The organism is Cupriavidus sp. GW823-FHT07A04 (assembly GCF_058794615.1).
On sequence record NZ_JBXAHA010000002.1, the window covers coordinates 331,932 to 352,359 of the forward strand.

A 20,428-nucleotide genomic window follows, 5' to 3' on the forward strand; every position below is an offset into this window, starting at 1 on the left:
GAGAGAGAAAGTGACAGCCGCCTTCATTGCAGACGGCTCTGGCGTATCTGGCGACTTCGGACAAAGCCCTTACACGTCGATCGCCGCATCCGACTTGACCTTCTTGCGCAACTCGAACTTCTGGATCTTGCCTGTCGATGTCTTGGGCAACGGCCCGAAGTACACCGCCTTGGGCACCTTGAAGCCCGCCAGCAGGGTGCGGCAATGGGCGATCAGCTCCTCGGCCGTGGCGCTGGCGCCATCCTTCAGTTCCACGAACGCGCAGGGCGTCTCGCCCCATTTCACATCCGGCTGGGCCACCACCGCCACGGCCAGCACGGCGGGATGGCGATAGATCGCGTCTTCCACTTCCACGCTGGAGATATTCTCGCCACCGGAGATGATGATGTCCTTGCTGCGGTCCTTGATCTTGACGTAGCCGTCCGGCGTGCACACGCCCAGGTCGCCGGTGTGGAACCAGCCGCCGGCAAATGCCTCGCGCGTGGCCTTCTCGTTCTTGAGGTAGCCCTTCATGCAGATGTTGCCGCGGAACATGATCTCGCCGATTTCCTCGCCGTCCGAGGCCACCGGTTGCATGGTGTCCGGGTCCAGCACGGCCACCTCCGTCTGCAGGTGGTAACGCACGCCCTGCCTTGCCTTCTTGGTGGCGCGGTCCTCTTGCGACAGGCCGGCCCAGTCGTCCTGCTCGGCGCATACCGCGGCGGGGCCGTAGGTTTCGGTCAGGCCATAGACGTGGGTCAACGCGAAGCCCATGGCCTCCATCTGCGCCAGCACCGCGGCGGGCGGCGGCGCACCCGCGACCATGCCGCGCACCGGGCCGCGCAGGCCTTCGCGCCACGCCGGCGGGGCGTTAACCAGCGCGGTATGCACGATCGGCGCAGCGCAATAGTGCGTCACGCCCTCGTCGCGCATCAGGTCGAACACCAGCTTGGGCTCGAACTTGCGCAGGCATACGTTGACGCCGGCGCGTGCCGCGATGGTCCACGGAAAGCACCAGCCGTTGCAGTGGAACATCGGCAGCGTCCACAGGTACACGGCATGCTTGGGCAGGTCCCACTCCAGGATGTTGGAGATGGCGTTGATGGCCGCGCCGCGATGATGGTAAACGACACCCTTGGGGTCGCCGGTGGTGCCCGAGGTGTAGTTGAGCGCGATCGCATCCCACTCATCAGCGGGCATCTGCCAGGCGAACTCCGGGTCGCCCGAGGCCAGCAGGCGCTCATAGTCGGTCTCGCCGAAGGCCGGGGCGTCCTGCGGGCCGAGCGCGTCCAGCACCGCCACCACCTTCAGCCCGGGAATCTCGTTGGCGATCTGCCGCGCCAGGTCGGCAAACTCGGTATCGGCCAGCAGCACCCGCGCTTCGCCATGGCGCAGCATGAAGATCAGGTTGGAAGCATCGAGCCGGATATTCAGCGCATTGAGGACCGCGCCCACCATCGGCACCCCAAAGTGCGCCTCCACCATGGCAGGCGTATTGGGCAGCAAGGCCGCAACGGTATCGCCCTTGCCCACGCCCAGGCGTGCCAGCCCGCTGGCCAGGCGCCGTGCCCGCGCGTAGGTGTCGCGCCAGTTCTGGCGTACCGGGCCGTGCACGATGGCCAGCCGGTCGCCATACACGCTGGCGGCGCGCGCCAGGAAATCGATGGGTGTGAGGGGTACGTGATTGGCCGGGTTCTTGCCCAGGCCAGTGTCGAAATCGCTTGGCATTGCCGTAGTCTCCGCATGCGCCGGCTGTGCGGGTATTGGCCCTCAGGATGAGCCGCGCGCCGCCGGTCGCTGTTACTTTTCACTGTGCAAGGCTATCATCGCACAGGACCAAGCTCTGTCGTCCGGATGACAATGCCCGTGCCGGGCCAAGCCGAAATCATGCCCAGCCTGCCCGCAGCCACACCCAGATCGCCTACCCCTCCCCCCGCAGATATCACGACGCCACCGCCCTGCACCGGGCATGCCGCCCTGCTTTCCCAGCATGAATGGTTCGCCGCGCTCGCGCCCAGCCACCAGGCGCTGGCAGCGCGGCAGGTGGTGGTGCAGGATTTTGCCGCTGGCGCCTTCATCGCGCATCGTGGCGAGCCATCGCGCTACTGGATCGGGGTGGAGACCGGCCTGATCAAGCTCGCGGTCTACACGCCGGATGGGCGCGGTTGCACCTTTTCGGGGGTACCGGCGGGCGGCTGGTGTGGAGAAGGCAGTGTCATCAAGCGCGAAGCGCGGAGATACGATGTGATCGCCATCCGCGACTCCCGCCTGGCGCTGGTGCCCGACACCGTGTTCCATACCTTGCTCAGCGAAAGCCTGCCGTTTGCCAGCTTTGTGGTGCGCCAGTTGAACGAGCGCATGGGCCAGTTCATCGCCACCGTGCAGAACGAGCGGCTGCTGAGCGTCGATGCCCGCGTGGCGCAGGCGGTTGCCCAGCTCTTCCACCCGGCGCTGTACCCCCGTACCAGCGCGGTGCTGGAGCTGTCCCAGGAGGAGATCGGCCTGCTGACGGGACTCTCGCGCCAGCGGGTCAACCAGGCGCTGCGGCGCCTGGCGGCGGAGGGCATGGTCGATTTGTCGTACCAGAGCATCCGGGTGACCGACCTTGAGCGTTTGCGTCACTTTGGCCTGTCGGAGCTGTAGGCAGCGGCCATAGCGCAGCGGTCGCGGCCAAGGCCGGCGTTGAAACCCTCCTTCGGCATCGTGAAACTCACTGGCCGCGCGAAGCCGTACAATGCGATTTTTCCCTGGCGCCGCGCCCGATGCGCGCCAGCCTGCGTCACCTGAGCTTCGCATGGCCCTCGTCAGCAGCACCGATCTGCGCCTGTCTCACCTGCGCTTCCCCTTTGCCGTGCGCGTCGATGCGCGGCATGGCACCGCGCGCCTGCGCGACGCGAACGCGCGGCGGGAGGTAACGCCTGGCAACCCGTTCGTGGTGCCGGCGTTTGCGTACTTCGATTGCGACCTGCTGCCGGCGCCGGGCCAAAGCACCGCCATCACGCTGCAGGAAGTGCCGGACGACGCATGCCCGCGCATGACCCTGGCCACCCTGCCGGGCTGCCCGTGCCATTCGGAGAAACACTGGTCACGCGCGCTTGCCGGCGAGATCTTCGGCCAGCCTCGGCTACCGTGGAATGCGGCACTGGTCGCGCAGCGATGGGAAGTCACCCCGCGGCTGGTACGCGCACGGCTATTCGCCGAGGGCGAGGCACTAGGCGTGCTGCTGCGCGAGCAGCGCGTCGCGCGCGCGGTGTACCTGCTTGCGGGCGGCAGCGGCGTGCGCACCGATTGGCTGGCCGCGCAAGTGGGCCTGGGCAGCGTTGCTGCGTTGATCTCCGCTTGCGCGAACACGCTGGGCCCTGCCGCGTTGAGCCTGCTCGAAGCCAGCGACGACCGCGGGACCCCTCCCGGTCCGGCGCCGCGCTTGCACTTGGCGGCATAAGAGGCCGGCCCCTGGCGGTGACCGTGCAGTCGCGGATCTTCTGCTTTGTGCTGTCGGTGGCGCTGCCGGTCGGCTTGTAAAAACCTGCGGGATTTGTAAAAAGGGCTGGCAAGACCCCGCTAGCGGGCCCTGGCAAGTGCAGATCCACCGACTTGCAGTGCGTGTCCGACGCAGCATCTGTATGGACGAGGAAAGCGAAAGGCTGCGCCATCCCATGCCAGACAGGCATTTCCCGGGTATCAGCCGCGGCAAAACCCTCCCATGTGGCGCCAGCGCACAAGCCGTGGCACGCGCCTTGCACCTTTCCCTCTCGCGGCACTACCGCCGTGCCATGGAGACAGAGATGGGACAGCAACAGCAACCCGGCCAAGGCCAGCAAGACCAAAGCAAGCAGCACCAGCAAGGCGGCCAACAAGGCGGACAGCAAGGTGGCCAGGATCAGAAGGGCGGCCAGCAACAGCAGCAGGATCGCGGCCATGACAAGCAAGGCCAGCAAGGCCAGAAGACCGATCAGGCTGGGCAACAAAGCCAGCAAGGCCAGAAGAGTGGCCAGCAAGGCCAACGCTAGCCGCTTGGGGCTGCAACAGCCGCCCCAATAGCCTTCGGGACCTGACGCGACCCAACGCGACTGACCTTAGGCGACTGACCTTAGGCGACATAACGCACTTTGCCCGCGGCGACGTTCTCCGTCGCCGCGACACGCCGCCTGCCTGGCGAAAGCGGGGAGGCGGCGTCGTGTTGTCTGCCGAGGCACTGAGCCGCAAGCAGCGTGCCAGATAACATGAAACCTGAGGCGTCACGCCGATGACCTTAGCGCGCCTTCAGCAAATCCAGCGCCACGTCGACGATCATGTCTTCCTGCCCGCCCACCATGCGCCGGCGGCCCAACTCCACCAGCACGTCGACGGTCTTCAGACCATACTTGCTCGCCGCGGCCTCGCTGTGGCGCAGGAAGCTCGAGTACACCCCGGCATAGCCCAGCGCCAGCGTTTCGCGGTCGACCCGCACGGGACGGTCCTGCAGCGGACGCACGATGTCATCGGCCGCGTCCATCAGCCTGTACAGGTCGCAGCCGTGGTCCCATCCCATGCGCTCGGCGGCCGCGATAAAGACCTCCAGCGGCGCGTTGCCGGCGCCGGCGCCCATGCCGGCCAGGCTGGCGTCCACGCGGTCGCAGCCCTCCTCCACCGCCACGATGCTGTTGGCGACGCCCAGGCTCAGGTTGTGGTGCGCGTGCATGCCGGTCTGCGTTTCCGGCTTCAGCACCGTCTTGAAGGCGCGGAAGCGGTCGCGGACATCGTTCATGGTCAGCGCGCCGCCGGAGTCCACCACATAGCAGCAGGTGGCGCCGTAGCTCTCCATCAGCTTGGCCTGCGCGGCAAGGTTCTGCGGCGTGGTCATGTGGCTCATCATCAGGAAGCCAACGGCTTCCATGCCCAGATGGCGCGCGTACTCGATATGCTGCCGCGAGACGTCCGCCTCGGTGCAATGCGTGGCCACGCGGACGATACGCGCGCCGGCATCATAGGCAGCCTTGAGGTCGTGAACGGTGCCGATGCCGGGCAGCAACAGCGTGGCGATCTTTGCGTGCTTGACCACGCTGGCTGCGGCCTCGATCCATTCCAGGTCGGTGTGGGCGCCAAAGCCATAGTTGAAGCTGGATCCCTGCAGCCCATCGCCATGGGCCACTTCGATCGAATCGACCTTGGCGTCATCCAGCGCCTTGGCAATTTGCCGGGCCTGCTCGACGCTGTACTGATGGCGCACGGCGTGGCTGCCGTCGCGCAGCGTCACATCGGAAATGTAGATCTTCTTTTGGCCTTGCATGGCAGGCACTCCTTATCTGCAGGTGAGTCAGGCGGCGGCGCGCTGGGCAAGCATGGAGCTCGCCATCCGCTCGGCGATGGTGAGCGCGGCGCTGGTCATGATGTCGAGATTGCCGGCGTAGGCCGGGAGGTAGTGCGCCGCGCCCTCCACCTCCAGGAACACCGAGGTCTTGAGCCCGCTCACACGCCCCACCCCGGGCACCACCAGCGGCGCATCCGCCGGGATGCGGTCGAACTGCACCTTTTGCTTGAGGCGATAGCCGGGCACGTATTGCCGCACCTCAGCGGCCATGGCGTCGATCGACGCGGCGATGGCGGCCTCGTCCGCCATCTCGCTCAGGCAATACACCGTGTCACGCATGATCAGCGGTGGCTCGGCCGGGTTGAGCACGATGATGGCCTTGCCCTTGCTGGCCCCACCGATCGCTTCGATCGCCTTGGAGGTGGTCTCGGTAAATTCGTCGATGTTGGCGCGCGTGCCGGGGCCCGCGCTCTTGCTGGAGATGCTGGCCACGATCTCGGCATACAGCACCGGCGCCACCCGCGATACGGCCGCCACCATGGGGATGGTGGCCTGTCCGCCGCAGGTGACCATGTTGACGTTGTGCGCGTCCAGGTGCGCATCGCCGTTGACCACCGGGATGCAGTAAGGGCCAATGGCCGCCGGCGTCAGGTCGATCATGCGCAGCGACGGCCGCAGGCCACGCAGGAACGCATCGTTCTTCACGTGCGCGCCGGCGCTGGTGGCATCGAACACCACATCGATATCGCCGAACACCGGCAGGCGCGTCAGTCCTTCCACGCCTTCGTGGGTGGTCGCCACGCCCAGGCGCGCGGCGCGCGCCAGGCCGTCCGATGCCGGGTCGATGCCGACCATCGCGCCCATCTCGACGTACGCGCCGTGGCGCAGGATCTTGATCATCAGGTCGGTGCCGATATTGCCGGAACCGATGATGGCGGCCTTCAGTTTGCGGGTCATGGATCTCTCCTGTTGGATCTCTTGCGTCATTCCACACTGGCGCCGCTGGCCTTGACCAGCGGGGCCCAACGCGTGCTTTCACTGTTGAGGAAGGCGCCGAACTGCTGCGGCGTCATGGGCAGCGCTTCCAGACCCTGGTCGGCAAAGCGCTTGGTCACCTCGGGTGCCTTGAGCGCCTTGAGCGCGGCCTCGTTGAGACGCGCGACAATGGCATCGGGCGTGCCGGCCTTGACCACCATGCCAAACCAGACGCCGGCATCCAGCCCGCCGATGCCGAGTTCGGAGAGCGTGCGTACGTCCGGCAGCGAAGGCGAGCGGCGCGGCGCCGCGATGGCCAGCGGCTTGACCTTGCCGCCCTTGATCAGCGGCGAGGTGGTGATCACCGGGTCGAACATCATGTCGACCTGCCCGGCCATCACGTCCTGCAAGGCCGGGGCTGAGCCCTTGTAAGCCACGTGCGTCATGTGACCGCCAGCCTTGTCGGCAAACAAGCCGCCCAGCAGGTGGCCGATCGAGCCGATCCCCTGCGAGGCATAGTTCACGCCGTTCGGCTTGCTCTTGGACAGCGCTACCAGGTCCTTGACGGAATTGACGGGGCTGCCCTGCGGCACCACCAGCACCAGGGGCGACGACGCCAGTGCCGTCACCGGCTTGAAATCCTTGAGCGGGTCGTACGAGAAATTGCGGTACAGGCCGGGATTGATCGCGAACATTTCGGTGGCGGCCACGAACATGGTGTAGCCATCCGCGTCAGCTCGCTTGACCGATTGCGCCGCGATCTGGCCGCCACCGCCGGGACGGTTCTCGACCACGACCGGCTTGCCAAGGCCGGTCTGCATCTGCTGCGCCATCTGGCGCGCAATCATGTCGGTCACGCCGCCGGCGGGGAACGGCACCACGATGGTCAGCGGGTGGCTGGGGAACGTGTCGGCATGGACGGGGGCGCTGCCAAGCACGCCGGCGGTCACGAGCAATGCGCCTGCGAGGATGGATCTGGTGGGTTGCATGTTGTCTCCTTGTGTATTTTTAATGTGGTAAAAAAGCTTGAGATGCCGCACGTCACCCCGGCGCAAACCGTGCCCGCACGCTGCCGATGCCGCTGATGCGGGCCTCGAAGCACTGCCCCGGCGCCGCGGCCGCCATCGGCCCCAGCGCACCGGTCAGGATCAGGTCGCCGGCTCGCAGCGGGTCCCCCAGCGAGGCCAGTTTCCGGGCCAGCCAGACTGCGGCGTTAAGCGGATGGCCAAGGCAATCCGCGCCGGAACCCGTGGAAACTCGCTCGCCATCACGCAGCATTTCCATCTTCACGGTCTTCAGGTCCAGGCCAGCCAACAGCACCGGCACCGCGCCCAGCACCACCAGGCCGCTGGAGGCGTTGTCAGCCACCGTATCCACGTACGAGATATCCCAGTTGCGGATGCGGCTGCCGACCACTTCAATCGCAGGCAGCACGTAGGCGACGGCGTTGATCAGGTCGACCAACGTCGCATCCTCAGCTGGGACATCGCGGCTCAGCACCAGCGCGACCTCGGCTTCGGCCTTCGGCTGCAGGGTGCGGGCGAGCGGAATCGGCTCGTCGTCGCCGAAGACCATGTCGGCAAACAACGTGCCAAAGTCGGGCTGGTCCACGCCAAGCTGGCGCTGCACCGCGAGCGAGGTCAGGCCGATCTTGCGGCCAACCACGCGGCGGCCCTGGGCCCGCCACGCGTCGACGTTGGCGCGCTGGATGGCATAAGCCATCGCTGCATCGCCCGGCGGGATTTCGCCGCGCAGCGGCTCGACCGGCGTGCGCCTCTGCTCTGCCTCGCGCAGCCGCCTGGCGAGCGCGAGCGTCATTTCCTGGTTTGACATGGTTGGTCCTGGTTGGGTTATGCGTGCCCGGTGGCGGGCTGTGCCTGCATCACGCCGAAGCCTGCGATCCACTCGTCGATGGGCCGGTAGTACTCGATCGATGCCTGGTAAGGCCCGGCGGCCGCCAGCGCGCCAAAGGCGGCGATCCAGGTGCGGATCTCGTGCGCCGACTTGCCGGCGTCGCGCGTGATGTCGTCATTGCGCATGGCATCCACCGCTGCAAGGTTTGCGCCGGCCAGCCGTTCCAGGAAGGCGCGGTCCCATGCCGGATTGAGCGGATGCAGGGGGCTGTCGCCTTTGGTGAACGCTTGCGCGGCGGCCACGGTACGCGCCTGGCGGGCAGCACGCGACTCGGGCGGCGGATTGCGCCCGGCAATCAGGCGCTCGGCGGCCTCCGCATTGGCCGAGGCGATTTCCGGCACGGGCGGCTCGTGCGAGATGCCGCCCGACCCCACCACCAGCACACGCTTGCCCAGGCCCTGCAGGAAGCGTCCGATCGCGTCGCCAAGCAGCCGCGCACGCCGGCACGTTGCCATGGGCGGCGCCACCGAGTTGATGAAGACAGGGATGACCGGGCAAACGTCCAGCCCGCCCAGCAGGACTTCCAGCGCCTGCGCGCAGCCGTGGTCCACCTGCATGCGGTACGACACGGCCACATCCACGTCGCGGTCCAGCACCGCCTGCGCCATCGCGAGCGCGGTGGCGCGCGGCACATCGAGCGGGCCCGCCAGGCTCTTGAAGTCGCCAATGGCACTGGCCGCCACGCCGATGCAGAACTGCGGCATCACGTCGTAAAAGAAGCCGTTGAAGTGATCCGGCGCAAAGACCACCACCAGCTCCGGCGCAAAGGCTTGCACGCGAGCGCGCGCCGCGGCCTGCACGCGCTCCACTTCGGCCACGATCTCCGGCGCGGGATCGTGGTAGCCATGCAGCGGCGTGTGGGACAGGCATTCGAGATGCATCGGCATGTCAGGCTCCCCGCGCAAAGGCGATGGCGTGGTCGCGCGCCGGCTGCGTGCCTGGCTGCGCGGGCAAAGCGCCCGGCGCAGCGTCAGCCGACGGTGACGCGTCGGACAGCGCGAGCTTTGCGGCCAGCACCTGGATGGCATCGGACACTTGCTGCGGCGAGCACAACCCGGCGATAAAGCGGTCGGGGCGCAGCAGCACCACGGAGCCGGGCAGCTTGCCGAACCAATCCTTGAGACGCCCGGCAGTGTCGCCGATGGCGATCACCCCTTGCGGCACGTCGTCGCGATAGGCAAGCTGCGTATCGGGCTTGGCCATGACGAAGCACGCGCCCAGCTTTTCCCAGACGGTGCGCGCTTGTGGCGTCAGGCCAAAGGTCGGGTCCGCGCCCCAGGCGATGATGGCAAAGCGATTGCCGATCACGTCGTCCAGGCGCACGGTATGACCTTGCTCGGTCCGCACCATTGGCTGGATGAACATGCGCCCAACCGGCGAGCTTCCCGCCGGATCGCGGCCGTGAACGAGCCGGCCAACCAGCGAATCCCGCTTCTCGCTCATCAGGCCCAGCATGCGTCCCAGCGGCGAGTTGCCGGAGCGCTCCAGCAAGCGCGCGAGGAACCGGTCGTCACCCTGGCGCTCGGGCAATAGCACCACGCCCGATTCATAACGCGGCATGGGCTTGAAGCGCATCTCCACGAAGTACCGCTTGACCGAGGGAAACACGTTCAGCACACAGGTCAGGCCATCGCGCAGCGACGCGCCGAAGCGGCTGGCGGGCGCGAAGATATCGCCCGCCACTTCGGACAGGTGGATCATCGAGCGCGCATGAGCGCGCCGCTCCATGCTGTAGGTATCCAGCAGCCGGTCCTGCGCCACGCCCTTGACCACCATCGCCAGCTTCCAGCCCAGGTTGCTCGCGTCGCGGATGCCGCTGTTGTAGCCCTGCCCCTGCCAGACCGGCATGATGTGCGCGGCGTCGCCCGCCAGCAGCACGCGCTTGACGCGGAAGGTCCGCGCCAGGCGCGCGTTATGGGTGTAGACGCGCTTGCGGATGTAGTCGACCTTGTCCGGATCGGCCACTACCTTGCGGATCAGCGCGGCGAGGTTCTCCGGCCGGGACAGCTCCTCTTCCGTCTCGCCGGGCATGACCATGAACTCGAAGCGGCGGATCCCGTGCGGGAGCGCGGCCGACACATAGGGACGCGTCGGGTCGCAGTGCATGTAGATATGTGGCGTGCCGATCGGGTCATTGCGCACGTCCACCACGATCCACTGGTTGGGCTTGGTGCGGCCTTCAAACGGCACGTCCAGCGTACGCCGCACGACGCTGTTGCCGCCATCGCAGCCGGCCAGGTAGGCGGCGCGGATGGCGGTGACACGTCCGTGCGCGTCTTCCGCGCGGATCGTCACGCCGTGTTCGTCCTGCGTGAAGGCCGATAGGCCGTGGCCGAACAGCACCTGTACATGGGGAAAGCGCCGCAGGCCCTCGTACAGGATCCGGTCCGCCAGCGGCTGGATAAAGGCGTTGCGGCGAGACCAGCCAAACTCGTCGGTGCGCGGCTCGATCGACGCAAAGCAGCGGCCGGTGTGCGTGACAAAGCGCATCCAGTGGTGCGGCGTGGTATGCGGCAGCAGTGCATCGGCCAGGCCAACGGACTGGAACACCCGCAGCGCCTCGTCGTCCAGGCCAATGGCGCGGGGGTAGTCGATGATCTGGTCCAGCTTCTCGACCAGCACGACGCGCACACCCTGCAGCCCAAGGATGTTGGCAATCATCAGGCCCACCGGGCCGGCGCCGATGATGGCGACGTCGGTGTCCAGATCCCGCGGACGAGCGTCTGCGCCCGCCATCTCGATGGCGTTGTTCATGTCTCCTCTCCTGCTTGTCCGGTACTTGCCGGCTTAAACCGTGGCCGCTTCCGGCACGGCATTGCCGAGCAGGAAATTCAGGTGAATGCGGTTGAAGGTGTCGGCATCCTCGAACTGCGGCCAGTGGCCGCAACCGTCCATCACCGTGAACAGCGCGCCGGGAATCATGGTGGCGATGCGCCGTCCTTCCGACACATCGGCGGTGGGATCGTCGGAGGTCCACAGCACCAGCGTCGGGGCCTTGATGCGGCCATAGTGCTCGGCGCGAAGGATGTTGCGCTGGCGCGTTTCCATGTCCTGCAGCACCATGTTGCCGCGCTGGGCCTCGACCATGCCCGGTTGCGCGTAGATGGCCTGACGCGTGGCGATCAGGTCGTCGAAGGCCTTGGCCTTGTCGGCCATCAGCCATTCCACGCGCGCCTTGATGAAATCCCAGCCCGGTTCTTCCACGGCGCGCATGGACAGCGTCTTGAGGCGCTCCATCACCACCGGGTCCGCCTGCGAGCCACCCGCGGTGTTGAGCACCAGCCGCTCCACGCGTTCGGGGTGGTCAATCGCCAGGCGCGAGGCCACCCAGCCGCCCAGCGATTCCCCGCTGAACGCAGCGCGCGCGATGCCGAGGGTATCCATCACGCGGATCACGTGGTCGACGTAATCGGATATCTCGCGCCCGCCCGCCGGCTTGTCGGTCCAGCCGTGGCCGATCATGTCGATGGCCCATACGTCGAAATGCTCGGCATGCGATTGCAGGTTGCGCACGTAGGCCTCGGCGTGGCCGCCGACGCCGTGCAACAGGATCAAAGCGGGCTTGTCGCTGCTGCCGGCATGCAGGTAGCGGGTGCGGATGCCCTTGGCATCGAGCCAGCCCTGGCTGAAGGAGACGCCGCGCAACTCGCCCCAGATGCTCTGGAACGGCAGCTCGGGCTGGCTGGACGGGACGGACTTGAGGGGCGTGGCAGCGGCCGACATCGTGTCTCCTTCGTTCGTGAATGTTTTTGAATGGCTAACTGGTACAGCGGAGTGTAGAGAGCCGATTGCATCCGGACAAAAAAACGAACAGAATGTGCAAGGAGTGCACAACGTTGATTTAAAAGGGTTTTTTATGCCTGGAATGCCTGGAATGCCTGGGGTGCCTGATCGCCGCATCTCGCCTTACGCCAGCGTGCGCGGGCTGACCCGTGGCCTGGACGTGCTCAAGGCGCTGAACCGGATGGAAAGCGGGCGCGGGACCGCGCAGCAGCTGAGCGAGCTGACCGGGCTGCACCGCACCACGGTCAGACGCCTGCTGGAAACGCTGATCGCGGAGGGTTTCGTGCGCCGCAGCGACTCGGACGACAGCTATCGCCTGACGCTGCAGGTCAGGGCCTTGAGCGAAGGCTTCAATGACGATGAGTGGATCTCCACCATCGCCGCGCCGCTGATGGGCGAGCTGCTGCAGCGCGTGCTATGGCCGTCGGACCTGACGACGCCCGACGGCGACGCCATGATCATTCGCGAGACCACGCACCGCTTCAGCCCGCTGTCCTTTCACCGCGCCATGGTCGGGCGGCGCCTGCCGATGCTGTCGACGGCCGCCGGGCGGGCCTATTTCGCGTTTTGTGGCGAAGGGGAACGGGAGGACATCCTCAACCTGCTGCGCTCAGGTGGCGGCAGCGATGAGCAGGCAGCGCTGGCCAACAACGCCGCCTATGTGCGCAAGCTGGTTGCGCACGTGCGCGAGGATGGCTTTGGGTCGAATCGCGGCGACTGGCTGGAGCAGCGCAAGATCGGCGCGGTCGCCGTGCCGATCCGGCACGCGGACCGCGTGCGCGGCAGCCTCAACGTGGTGTATCTCGCGCGCGCCCTGAGCGAGCAGGAGGCGATCAAGCGCTTCGTGGCACCGCTGCAGGACATAGCCAGCCGCGTGCAGGCAGCCATGGCCTCGCCGGCGCCCGCGCGGCGGACCACTTAGGCTAGGCTCAATCCAGCACGATCTTGTGCGCGCGGATCAAGGCGCCCCATTTGGCGCGCTCATTGTCCACGAACGCGGCAAAGCCCGCCCGGCTATCGCCCATGGGCTCCAGCCCAAGCTCCTGCATTTGCTTGACCACCGCCGGGTCCTTCAGCGCTGCGGCAATGGCCGCGTTAAGCTTGTCGACCGAGGCCGGCGGCGTGCCGGCCGGGACCACTACGCCCTGCCACGCGAATGCCGTGAAGCCAGCCAGCCCGGCCTCGGCAAAGGTTGGCACATCCGGCAGCACCGCCGAGCGCTGCTCCGCGGGCAGCGCGATGGCGCGCAGCCGGCCGGCGCGGATCAACGGCACCGCGGCCGAGAGATCGGCCATCATGAAATCGACCTGCCCGCCCGCCACGTCCTGCAACGCGGGTGGCGTGCCTTTATACGGCGCGTGGACGGCGCTAGCCTGCACGCGGTCGAGCAGCAGCTCGGCGCTCAGGTGGTGGGGGCTGCCGGTGCCGACAGAGGCATAGGTGGCCTTGCCCTGCCCCGCTTTCAGCCACGTGATGAACTCGTGCAAGGTCTTTACCGGCAAGGCTGGGTTGGCGACCAGTATCACGGGCAGCTTCACCAGGGAGGTCACCAGCGTGAAATCCCTGGCGGCGTCATAGGGTAGCTTGCGATACAGCGCCGGGTTAAGCACCAGCGTACCCTGCCCGGCAGTCAGCACCGTAGCGCCGTCGGCACGCGCCTTGGCCACGTCCTGCGCGGCGAGGATGGTGGCGCCGCCCGGCTTGTTGTCGACCACGAAGTTCTGGTGCATGGCCGGCGCGATCTTCTGCGCGACGATGCGCGTGGCGAGGTCACTGCCGCCGCCAGCGGTGTAGGGCACCACCCAGCGTGCGGCGGGGTCGGCGGCGTGAGCGGCGCTGGTCCCGCCCAGCGCTATCGCCAATCCTGTGGCAACGCGCGAAGCATGCTGCGCCATGGCATAGAGGCGCGTGCGCCGGGCGCAGGCGTTTGCTTGCATGATTGGGTCTCCTCCGATTCTTCTGTTGTTTGTTTTTTTGCTTTGTGCAATCCGCAGCTAGTACGTCTTATCCTGGCTGGTCCCCGCACTGCCCTGGCCCTTGAACTGCGCGGCAAGACTCTCTGCCGCCCGGGCCAGCATCGTGGCATCCACGCCAACGGCGGTAAACGTAGTGCCCAGCGCCATGTACTGCCGCGACTGCGCCACGTCCGCGCTGAGGATGCCCGCGCCCTTGCCGGCGCGGCGGATGCGCGCGATGGCGTCGGCGATGGCGCTCTGCACGTCCGGGTGGCCCGGGTTGCCGAGATGGCCCATGTCGGCGGCGAGATCCGCCGGGCCGATGAACACGCCATCCACGCCTTCGGTGGCGGCGATGGCATCGAGGTGCGCAAGCCCGGCGCGCGTCTCCACCTGCACCAGCACGCACATCTCGCCGTTGGCCTGGGCCAGGTAGCCGCCGACACGGTTCCAGCGCGAGGCACGCGCCATTGCGCTGCCCACGCCGCGCACGCCTTGCGGCGGGTAGCGGGTGGCGGCAACCGCGGCGGCCGCCTCGGTCGCGTCCTGCACCATCGGCACGAGCAGGGTCTGCACGCCCAGGTCAAGCAACTGCTTGATCTGCACGGTGTCGTTCCACGACGCACGCACCACCGGCCGCACGGGATAGGCGGCCAGCGCCTGCAGTTGCGCCAGGATGGACGGCACGGTGTTGGGTGCGTGCTCGCCGTCGATCAGCAGCCAGTCGAAGCCGGCGTCGGCCAGTACTTCGGCGGTGTAGGGACTGGCCAGGCCGAGCCACAGACCGATCTGCTGCTCGTTGGCGGCAAGCGCGCGCTTGAAGGTATTGAGGGGGATTTCCATGATGGCGTCCGGGTCAGGCGTTCAGCCGAAGTGGCAGGCCACGGCGCCCAGCGCGCCATAGTCCACGTGGAATGTATCACCCGGGCTGGCCGCCACCGGCCGCGTGAAGGAGCCGCCGAGGATCACCTCGCCCGCTTCCAGGCCCACGCCATGCGGATGCAGCTTGTTGGCCAGCCATGCCACGCCGTTGGCGGGATGGTTGAGCACACCGGCGGCCACGCCGGTTTCCTCGATCACGCCGTTGCGCGACATGATGGCCGAGACCCAGCGCAGGTCCACATCGAACGGCCGCACCGGGCGCCCGCCCATCACCACGCCGGCATTGGCCGCGTTGTCGGCGATGGTGTCGAACACCTTGCGCGGGCGCTTGCTGTCGGGGTCGATCCCATGGCTGCGCGCATCGATGATCTCCAGCGCGGGGATCACGTAGGCGGTAGCGTCATACACGTCGAACAGCGTGCAGTTCGGCCCCTTGAGCGGCTTGTCCAGCACGAAGGCCAGCTCCACCTCCACGCGCGGCACGATAAAGCGCCCCGGCGGGATCGTCGCACCGTCCTGGAAGAACATGTCGTCCAGCAAGGTGCCGTAGTCAGGCTCGTCGATCTGCGAGGAAAGCTGCATGGCGCGCGAGGTCAGGCCGATCTTGTGGCCCTTGATGGTGCGGCCTTCGGACCGCTTGTGGGCCAGCCACTCGCGCTGGATGGCGTAGGCATCTTCAATCGTGATGTCAGGGTGGTCCAGCGAGATTTGCCGGATCTGCCGGCGCGATTGCTCTGCGCCGTGCAGGCGATGGGCGATCTGGTGGATCAGCTCTGGGCTGAGCATGGGGTCTCCGTGGGAAGCGTTGAGCGTTGTGCGCAGGGGCCTGTTGGTCGACGGTGGAACCGGTCAGGCCTTCTTGAAACGGGCGTGCACGTTGTTGTGCTTGTAGCTGCCACCCTCGTTGAACTCGACCAGCTCCATTGACAGCGCCAGGTAGCGCCGCGCATATAGCTCGGCAAAGTGCGCCTTGACAGCCTCGAAGAGCGCATCGCATGCCGCCTTCTTGGCCGCCTCGGGACGCCCGGCGCCGATCTTCAGCGTGATGTGGACGAAGGCGTAGTCCTCCTCGCCGTCGGCCATGCGGTAGTCGGCCAGCGCCAGCGCTCGCGAGCGGATGCCGCCGATGGGAAACACGCCGTCCTGCGCGATCAGCACGTCGTTGATGGTCTTGAGCAGGGTGGGCACGCGCGCGTCGGCGCGGATGTTGTCCGTGTACTCGACGATGATGTGGGGCATTGGCAGGCCTCTCCGATAAAGCGTGAATCGTAATCCGTGATCGGTGATCCCTCAGCACACCGGGAAGATCGCATTGATCTGGCCGGTGCCCGAGCTGGTGAAGTAGTCGGTGATGATCTCCACCGGGCGCTCGTACTTGTCCCAGCCCAGCAGGCCCAGCAGCATGGCGGTGTCATGCATGCCGCCCTCGCCGATGCAGTGCTCGTTGTACTCCGGCAACATGCGGCAGAAGGTGGCCCAGTCGCCCTGCTTCCAGAGCTCCACCACGCGCAGGTCCACCTGCTTGAAGAACTCGCGGCTGATCTGGTGGATGCTCTCCTCGGGGCTGTTGTTGTCGTTGAACCGGTGCGACAGCGAGCCACTGGCGAGAAACGCCACATTGGCATCGCTGGCCTCGATGGACGCACGCAGCGCCTCGCCAAAGCGGCGGCTTTCATCGAGCTGGTGCCAGGCGCACCAGGCCGCGATGGAGATCACCTTGAAATGGCGGTCGGCATTCATGTAGCGCATCGGCACCAGCGTGCCGTATTCCAGCTCCAGGCTGGCGATCTCGTGGGCGCGGGTCATCACGCCCTGCTCGCACGCGGTGCTGGCGATCAGCCGGCCCAGTTCGGGATTGCCGTCATAGGCGTAGGCCATGTCCTTGATGAAATGCGGCAGCTCGTTACTGGTGTAGATGCCCTCGAAGTGCGCGTTGCAGTTGACGTGGTAGCCGGCGTTGACCAGCCAATGCACATCGGCCACCACGATGGTATCGACACCCAGCTCCCGGCAGCGCCGGCTGATCTCGCGGTGCCCGGCAATCGCCGCCTCACGGCAGCCGTGGTGCTTGCCCGGCAGCTCGGACAGGTACATCGACGGCACGTGCGTGACCTTGGCGGCGAGGGATAGCTTGCCCATGGCGGTGTCTCCTGTTCTGTTTTGTTTTGGTGCGGGCTGGGCTCAAACGCCCCAGCGCGGAATATGATGCCCGCCCATCGAGATGCAAACGTTCTTCACCTCCGCAAACACCTCGAAGCTGAACTCGCCGCCCTCGCGCCCCGTGCCGGATGCCTTGGTGCCGCCAAACGGCTGGCGCAGGTCGCGCACGTTCTGGCTGTTGACGAACACCATGCCGGCCTCGATGCCGCGCGCCAGCCGGTGCACCTTGCCCACGTCCTGGGTCCAGATGTACGAGGCCAGCCCGTAGGCGGTGTCGTTGGCCATGGCCAGGCCATCGTCTTCGCCCTTGAACGGGATCAGGCAGGCCACCGGGCCAAAGATCTCTTCCTGCGCCACGCGCATGTGGTTTTCCACATTGGCCAGCACCGTGGGCTGCACGAAGTTGCCGTTGCGCAGGTGCGCCGGCAGGTCGGACGGGCGCTCGGCGCCGCCGGCCAGGATGGTGGCGCCCTCCTGCTCGCCCAGGCGGATATAGCCCGTGACCTTCTCCCAGTGCTGCTGGGTAATCATGGCGCCCACGTGCGTCTGCTCGCTGGTCGGGTCGCCCACGCGCAAGCGCCTGGCGCGTTCGGCGAACTTGCCAACGAAGTCGTCGTAGACCGTGTCCTGCACGAAGATGCGCGAACCCGCGGTGCAGCGCTCGCCGTTGATCGAGAAAATGGTGAACAGCGCGGCGTCCAGCGCGCGCTCCAGGTCCGCGTCGTCGAACACCAGCACCGGCGACTTGCCGCCCAGTTCCATCGAGAATTTCTTCAGGCCCGCGCGCTCGATGATGCGCTTGCCGGTGGCCGTGCCGCCCGTAAACGATACGGCCCGCACGTCCGGATGGCGCACCAGCGCGTCCCCGGCGCTGGCGCCGTAGCCCTGCACCACGTTGAGCACGCCAGCCGGCACCCCGGCTTCCAGCGCCAGCATGCCGAGCTGGTCCGCCGTGAGCGGCGACAGCTCCGACATCTTCAGCACCGCGGTATTGCCCAGCGCCAGGCATGGCGCGACTTTCCAGGTGGCAGTCATGAAGGGCACGTTCCACGGCGAGATCAGCGCGCACACGCCCACCGGCTGGTAGAGCGTGTAGTTGAGCATCTGATCGTCCACGGGATAGGTGCGGCCGTTCATCTGCACGCACACCTCGGCGAAGAAATTGAAGTTCTCGGCGGCGCGCGGGATCAGCTGCTTGCCGGTCTGCGCGATCGGCAAGCCTGTGTCCTGCGTTTCCAGCGCGGCAAGGTGCGGCACGTGCTCGGTGATCAGGTCGGCCAGGCGGCGCATGATGCGGGCGCGCTCCTTGGCCGGGGTATTGGCCCACTTGGGGAACGCCGCCTTGGCCGCCGCCACCGCGGCGTTGACCTCGGCCTCGCCGCCCGCGGCCACCGTGGCGATCTCTTCACCGGTGGCCGGGTTCCAGGTGGTGAACGTGTCCTTGCTGTCGACCTGCTTGCCGTTGATCCAATGCTTGATCATGGTTGTCTCCTGTTGGCATTTGGTGCGCCCGGTGCGCCTGGGTTCGCTTCAGCTCGCTTCAGCTCGCTTCAGCGCCCGCTGCCGTATTCGGTAGCCGAGGCAATGGTGTTCACCAGCCGCCCCACCCCTTCGATTTCCGTAACGATTTCATCGCCCGGCTGCGTGTCGGCCAGCCCTTCCGGCGTGCCGGTCAGGATCACATCGCCCGCCTCCAGCGTCATGAAGCTGCTGAGGTATTCGATCAGCCACGGGACGGCGAAGATCATGTCACGGGTGCTGCCCTGCTGGGTCAGCTTGCCGTTGACGGTAGTGGTGAGCGCGAGGTTCATCGGATCCGGCACGTCGTCGCGGTCCACCAGCCACGGCCCGAGCGGCGTGCAGGTGTCGCGGTTCTTCACCCGCAGGTTGGGGCGATAGTAGTTTTCCAGGTAGTCGCGGATGGCGTAGTCGTTGGCGACCGTATAGCCGCGCACGTAGTCATAAGCTTGCGCCGCCTTGACGCCGCGCGCCGTGCTGCCGATCACCACCGCCAGCTCGCACTCGTAATGCATGTACTTCACGCCCTCCGGCCGGATGGTATGCGCCCGGTGGCCAATGAACGCGCCCGGCCCCTTGAGGAAGACGAGAGGTTCTTCCGGCGCCTTGAAGGCCAGTTCGCGCGCGTGGTCGGCATAGTTCAGGCCAAGCGCGAAGGTGGTGCGCGGCACCACGGGCGGCAGCCACGTCACGGCGTGCTCGCTGACCACGCGGCCGTCGTCCAGGCGCAATGCGCCTTCGCCAGCCGGCTGCGCGGTGTGGACCAGGCCATCGAAGGCTACACGTGCGGTTCTCATGCTGCCTCCCCGGGCGCTGCCTTGATGCCGTGCCGCAGGCGCCCTACGAGTTCGATTTCGATCTCCACCATGTCGCCGGCACGCGCCAGCGGCGCGCCTTCGGGCACGCCCGCCAGCAGCACGTCGCCGGCTTCGAGCGACATGAAGGCGGTGACATCGGCCAGCAATTGCGCCACGGGGCGCAGCAGGTTGCCGGTATGGTTGCGCTGGCGTTCCTCGCCATTGATGCGCACCACCATGCTGAGCGCATCGGCGTTGCCGACCTGCTCGCTGGCCATCACCCACGGGCCAATCGGGCAATAGCCGTCGCGGCACTTGTGGCGCACCGCCGGGCGGTAATAGCTGGCGTGCGGCACGCTGACATCCGACACCACCGTGTACCCTGCGATATAGTCCGCGGCCTGCGCCGGGTCGATGCGGGTTGCGCGCCGGCCGATCACGATGCCGAGCGCGGCGCCGATTTCCAGGGTTTCCTGGCCCGGTGGCAGCGCGACAAGGCTGCCATGGGCGGCCAGGGTATTGGCCGGCTTGATGTAGAGGATCGGGCCAGCAGGCGGCGCCTGGTAAGGGGCCGCATTGACACTGTCGCCAAGGGCCGCGAGCGCGCCCTTGAAGTTCAGCAGCGTGCCGTACACCGTGCCGGTGATGGCGGGCTGCCACATGAATTCATCCTCGCGCAGGGCGCGCCCACCGTCCAGCGGCAGCAAGGTGGCACCGTCCACCGGCACTGCCCGCACTGGCCGGCCGCCGGCGGCGATTCTGGCTTGTCGCATCGTGCTCCTCTCTGGTTGCGCCCGCACGTGGCCGGGCGCTTGCGCTGCCGGGCCGGCGGATCGTCGACGGCGGATCGCCCGTTGGCGCCGCCTGTAATTAACATGTTAATGAAATTGCATGATAGTTTCAACCCCATTGTGATCCGCGGCGCCGCGATCCAGCCGCCCGGCCCTTCGCGTCCTCGTCTGCGCCTGTCATCGTGCTGTCATGCAGCATCCCCAGAATTCGCGCTGTACCGGGTTTCGCCTTGCCGCAGCGCGATTGCGCTAATGCACCGCAGCAGCAAAAAGGCTTGCGACCCGATTTTTTTGCGGCTTGAATGAAAACGTTTTCATTTTTACCGCTGTTGCGCGCCTGGTTCGCCATGCGCACGATGTGATCCCGAAACCAAGACCGGAAGC

At 66.8% G+C, this 20,428-nt stretch carries 21 protein-coding genes; 4 read left to right on the forward strand and 17 right to left on the reverse strand.

Annotated features, from left to right (window positions below):
• Positions 1-69: 69 nt before the first annotated feature.
• Complete coding sequence (locus tag AC1Q7Q_RS04835; RefSeq protein WP_492372054.1) at positions 70-1,707, reverse strand: acyl-CoA synthetase; 1,638 nt, start codon at positions 1,705-1,707, stop codon at positions 70-72.
• A 159-nt stretch (positions 1,708-1,866) separates the two neighbouring features.
• On the opposite strand from AC1Q7Q_RS04835, the gene AC1Q7Q_RS04840 reads away from it, so the two are divergent.
• From AC1Q7Q_RS04840 to AC1Q7Q_RS04850, 3 genes are all read left to right on the forward strand, one after another.
• Positions 1,867-2,622 (forward strand): Crp/Fnr family transcriptional regulator, encoded by a 756-nt coding sequence (locus tag AC1Q7Q_RS04840; protein ID WP_492372055.1) that lies wholly within the window; start codon positions 1,867-1,869, stop codon positions 2,620-2,622.
• 151 nt (positions 2,623-2,773) lie between these two features.
• Entirely contained in the window at positions 2,774-3,421 is a 648-nt protein-coding gene (locus AC1Q7Q_RS04845) for an AraC family transcriptional regulator (RefSeq protein WP_492372056.1), read from the forward strand.
• A 343-nt stretch (positions 3,422-3,764) separates the two neighbouring features.
• Positions 3,765-3,989, forward strand: a complete 225-nt coding sequence (locus AC1Q7Q_RS04850; protein WP_492372057.1) for a hypothetical protein — start codon at positions 3,765-3,767, stop codon at positions 3,987-3,989.
• A gap of 242 nt (positions 3,990-4,231) precedes the next feature.
• Here AC1Q7Q_RS04850 and dmpG read toward each other — a convergent pair whose 3' ends face one another.
• The 7 genes from dmpG to AC1Q7Q_RS04885 are packed head-to-tail and all read right to left on the reverse strand — an operon-like array spanning position 4,232 to position 11,881.
• Positions 4,232-5,248 carry a 4-hydroxy-2-oxovalerate aldolase gene (gene dmpG / locus AC1Q7Q_RS04855; RefSeq protein WP_492372058.1) on the reverse strand — a complete coding sequence of 339 codons (1,017 nt, stop codon included), beginning with the start codon at positions 5,246-5,248 and terminating at the stop codon, positions 4,232-4,234.
• 27 nt (positions 5,249-5,275) lie between these two features.
• Positions 5,276-6,226 carry an acetaldehyde dehydrogenase (acetylating) gene (locus AC1Q7Q_RS04860; RefSeq protein WP_492372059.1) on the reverse strand — a complete coding sequence of 317 codons (951 nt, stop codon included), beginning with the start codon at positions 6,224-6,226 and terminating at the stop codon, positions 5,276-5,278.
• A gap of 26 nt (positions 6,227-6,252) precedes the next feature.
• A complete protein-coding gene (locus AC1Q7Q_RS04865) occupies positions 6,253-7,233 on the reverse strand; it encodes a Bug family tripartite tricarboxylate transporter substrate binding protein (protein ID WP_492372060.1) in 981 nt (326 codons plus the stop codon).
• A 52-nt stretch (positions 7,234-7,285) separates the two neighbouring features.
• Positions 7,286-8,077 carry a 2-keto-4-pentenoate hydratase gene (gene mhpD, locus AC1Q7Q_RS04870; RefSeq protein WP_492372061.1) on the reverse strand — a complete coding sequence of 264 codons (792 nt, stop codon included), beginning with the start codon at positions 8,075-8,077 and terminating at the stop codon, positions 7,286-7,288.
• Between the two features lie 17 nt (positions 8,078-8,094).
• The gene (locus AC1Q7Q_RS04875; RefSeq protein ID WP_492372062.1) at positions 8,095-9,045 is read right to left on the reverse strand and encodes a 3-carboxyethylcatechol 2,3-dioxygenase; all 951 of its coding nucleotides are present in this window, start codon (positions 9,043-9,045) and stop codon (positions 8,095-8,097) included.
• A 1-nt stretch (position 9,046) separates the two neighbouring features.
• Positions 9,047-10,912, reverse strand: coding sequence for a bifunctional 3-(3-hydroxy-phenyl)propionate/3-hydroxycinnamic acid hydroxylase (locus AC1Q7Q_RS04880; protein ID WP_492372063.1), 1,866 nt, complete (start codon positions 10,910-10,912; stop codon positions 9,047-9,049).
• A 33-nt stretch (positions 10,913-10,945) separates the two neighbouring features.
• Positions 10,946-11,881 (reverse strand): alpha/beta fold hydrolase, encoded by a 936-nt coding sequence (locus AC1Q7Q_RS04885; RefSeq protein WP_492372064.1) that lies wholly within the window; start codon positions 11,879-11,881, stop codon positions 10,946-10,948.
• Between the two features lie 175 nt (positions 11,882-12,056).
• On the opposite strand from AC1Q7Q_RS04885, the gene AC1Q7Q_RS04890 reads away from it, so the two are divergent.
• Positions 12,057-12,863, forward strand: coding sequence for a DNA-binding transcriptional regulator (locus AC1Q7Q_RS04890; protein ID WP_492372080.1), 807 nt, complete (start codon positions 12,057-12,059; stop codon positions 12,861-12,863).
• 7 nt (positions 12,864-12,870) lie between these two features.
• On the opposite strand, the gene AC1Q7Q_RS04895 is transcribed toward AC1Q7Q_RS04890, so the two are convergent.
• The 9 genes from AC1Q7Q_RS04895 to AC1Q7Q_RS04935 all read right to left on the reverse strand — a co-directional run bounded on the left by AC1Q7Q_RS04895 (position 12,871) and on the right by AC1Q7Q_RS04935 (position 20,399).
• The gene (locus tag AC1Q7Q_RS04895; RefSeq protein ID WP_492372065.1) at positions 12,871-13,878 is read right to left on the reverse strand and encodes a Bug family tripartite tricarboxylate transporter substrate binding protein; all 1,008 of its coding nucleotides are present in this window, start codon (positions 13,876-13,878) and stop codon (positions 12,871-12,873) included.
• A gap of 57 nt (positions 13,879-13,935) precedes the next feature.
• Positions 13,936-14,739, reverse strand: a complete 804-nt coding sequence (gene hpaI / locus AC1Q7Q_RS04900) for a 4-hydroxy-2-oxoheptanedioate aldolase (RefSeq protein WP_492372066.1) — start codon at positions 14,737-14,739, stop codon at positions 13,936-13,938.
• A gap of 21 nt (positions 14,740-14,760) precedes the next feature.
• Entirely contained in the window at positions 14,761-15,564 is an 804-nt protein-coding gene (hpaH, locus tag AC1Q7Q_RS04905) for a 2-oxo-hept-4-ene-1,7-dioate hydratase (RefSeq protein WP_492372067.1), read from the reverse strand.
• A gap of 63 nt (positions 15,565-15,627) precedes the next feature.
• Positions 15,628-16,017, reverse strand: a complete 390-nt coding sequence (locus tag AC1Q7Q_RS04910; RefSeq protein ID WP_492372068.1) for a 5-carboxymethyl-2-hydroxymuconate Delta-isomerase — start codon at positions 16,015-16,017, stop codon at positions 15,628-15,630.
• A 51-nt stretch (positions 16,018-16,068) separates the two neighbouring features.
• Entirely contained in the window at positions 16,069-16,917 is an 849-nt protein-coding gene (gene hpaD, locus AC1Q7Q_RS04915; RefSeq protein WP_492372069.1) for a 3,4-dihydroxyphenylacetate 2,3-dioxygenase, read from the reverse strand.
• A 42-nt stretch (positions 16,918-16,959) separates the two neighbouring features.
• Positions 16,960-18,420, reverse strand: coding sequence for a 5-carboxymethyl-2-hydroxymuconate semialdehyde dehydrogenase (hpaE, locus tag AC1Q7Q_RS04920; protein WP_174428113.1), 1,461 nt, complete (start codon positions 18,418-18,420; stop codon positions 16,960-16,962).
• A gap of 68 nt (positions 18,421-18,488) precedes the next feature.
• Positions 18,489-19,253: a fumarylacetoacetate hydrolase family protein gene (locus tag AC1Q7Q_RS04925; protein ID WP_492372070.1), complete on the reverse strand. Its 765-nt coding sequence runs from the start codon at positions 19,251-19,253 to the stop codon at positions 18,489-18,491.
• Complete coding sequence (locus tag AC1Q7Q_RS04930) at positions 19,250-19,915, reverse strand: fumarylacetoacetate hydrolase family protein (RefSeq protein ID WP_492372081.1); 666 nt, start codon at positions 19,913-19,915, stop codon at positions 19,250-19,252. The genes AC1Q7Q_RS04925 and AC1Q7Q_RS04930 overlap by 4 nt, the downstream gene beginning before the upstream one ends.
• Positions 19,916-20,153: 238 nt before the next feature.
• A complete protein-coding gene (locus AC1Q7Q_RS04935; protein WP_492372071.1) occupies positions 20,154-20,399 on the reverse strand; it encodes a hypothetical protein in 246 nt (81 codons plus the stop codon).
• Between the last annotated feature and the right edge of the window lie 29 nt (positions 20,400-20,428).

Bases quoted from the DNA above. Each gene is read 5' to 3' on its own strand.
- AC1Q7Q_RS04835 (WP_492372054.1), bottom strand. From the start codon at position 1,707: ATGCCAAGCGATTTCGACACTGGCCTGGGCAAGAACCCGGCCAATCAC.
- AC1Q7Q_RS04840 (WP_492372055.1), top strand. From the start codon at position 1,867: ATGCCCAGCCTGCCCGCAGCCACACCCAGATCGCCTACCCCTCCCCCC.
- AC1Q7Q_RS04845 (WP_492372056.1), top strand. From the start codon at position 2,774: ATGGCCCTCGTCAGCAGCACCGATCTGCGCCTGTCTCACCTGCGCTTC.
- AC1Q7Q_RS04850 (WP_492372057.1), top strand. From the start codon at position 3,765: ATGGGACAGCAACAGCAACCCGGCCAAGGCCAGCAAGACCAAAGCAAG.
- dmpG (WP_492372058.1), bottom strand. From the start codon at position 5,248: ATGCAAGGCCAAAAGAAGATCTACATTTCCGATGTGACGCTGCGCGAC.
- AC1Q7Q_RS04860 (WP_492372059.1), bottom strand. From the start codon at position 6,226: ATGACCCGCAAACTGAAGGCCGCCATCATCGGTTCCGGCAATATCGGC.
- AC1Q7Q_RS04865 (WP_492372060.1), bottom strand. From the start codon at position 7,233: ATGCAACCCACCAGATCCATCCTCGCAGGCGCATTGCTCGTGACCGCC.
- mhpD (WP_492372061.1), bottom strand. From the start codon at position 8,077: ATGTCAAACCAGGAAATGACGCTCGCGCTCGCCAGGCGGCTGCGCGAG.
- AC1Q7Q_RS04875 (WP_492372062.1), bottom strand. From the start codon at position 9,045: ATGCCGATGCATCTCGAATGCCTGTCCCACACGCCGCTGCATGGCTAC.
- AC1Q7Q_RS04880 (WP_492372063.1), bottom strand. From the start codon at position 10,912: ATGAACAACGCCATCGAGATGGCGGGCGCAGACGCTCGTCCGCGGGAT.
- AC1Q7Q_RS04885 (WP_492372064.1), bottom strand. From the start codon at position 11,881: ATGTCGGCCGCTGCCACGCCCCTCAAGTCCGTCCCGTCCAGCCAGCCC.
- AC1Q7Q_RS04895 (WP_492372065.1), bottom strand. From the start codon at position 13,878: ATGCAAGCAAACGCCTGCGCCCGGCGCACGCGCCTCTATGCCATGGCG.
- hpaI (WP_492372066.1), bottom strand. From the start codon at position 14,739: ATGGAAATCCCCCTCAATACCTTCAAGCGCGCGCTTGCCGCCAACGAG.
- hpaH (WP_492372067.1), bottom strand. From the start codon at position 15,564: ATGCTCAGCCCAGAGCTGATCCACCAGATCGCCCATCGCCTGCACGGC.
- AC1Q7Q_RS04910 (WP_492372068.1), bottom strand. From the start codon at position 16,017: ATGCCCCACATCATCGTCGAGTACACGGACAACATCCGCGCCGACGCG.
- hpaD (WP_492372069.1), bottom strand. From the start codon at position 16,917: ATGGGCAAGCTATCCCTCGCCGCCAAGGTCACGCACGTGCCGTCGATG.
- hpaE (WP_174428113.1), bottom strand. From the start codon at position 18,420: ATGATCAAGCATTGGATCAACGGCAAGCAGGTCGACAGCAAGGACACG.
- AC1Q7Q_RS04925 (WP_492372070.1), bottom strand. From the start codon at position 19,253: ATGAGAACCGCACGTGTAGCCTTCGATGGCCTGGTCCACACCGCGCAG.
- AC1Q7Q_RS04930 (WP_492372081.1), bottom strand. From the start codon at position 19,915: ATGTGGCAGCCCGCCATCACCGGCACGGTGTACGGCACGCTGCTGAAC.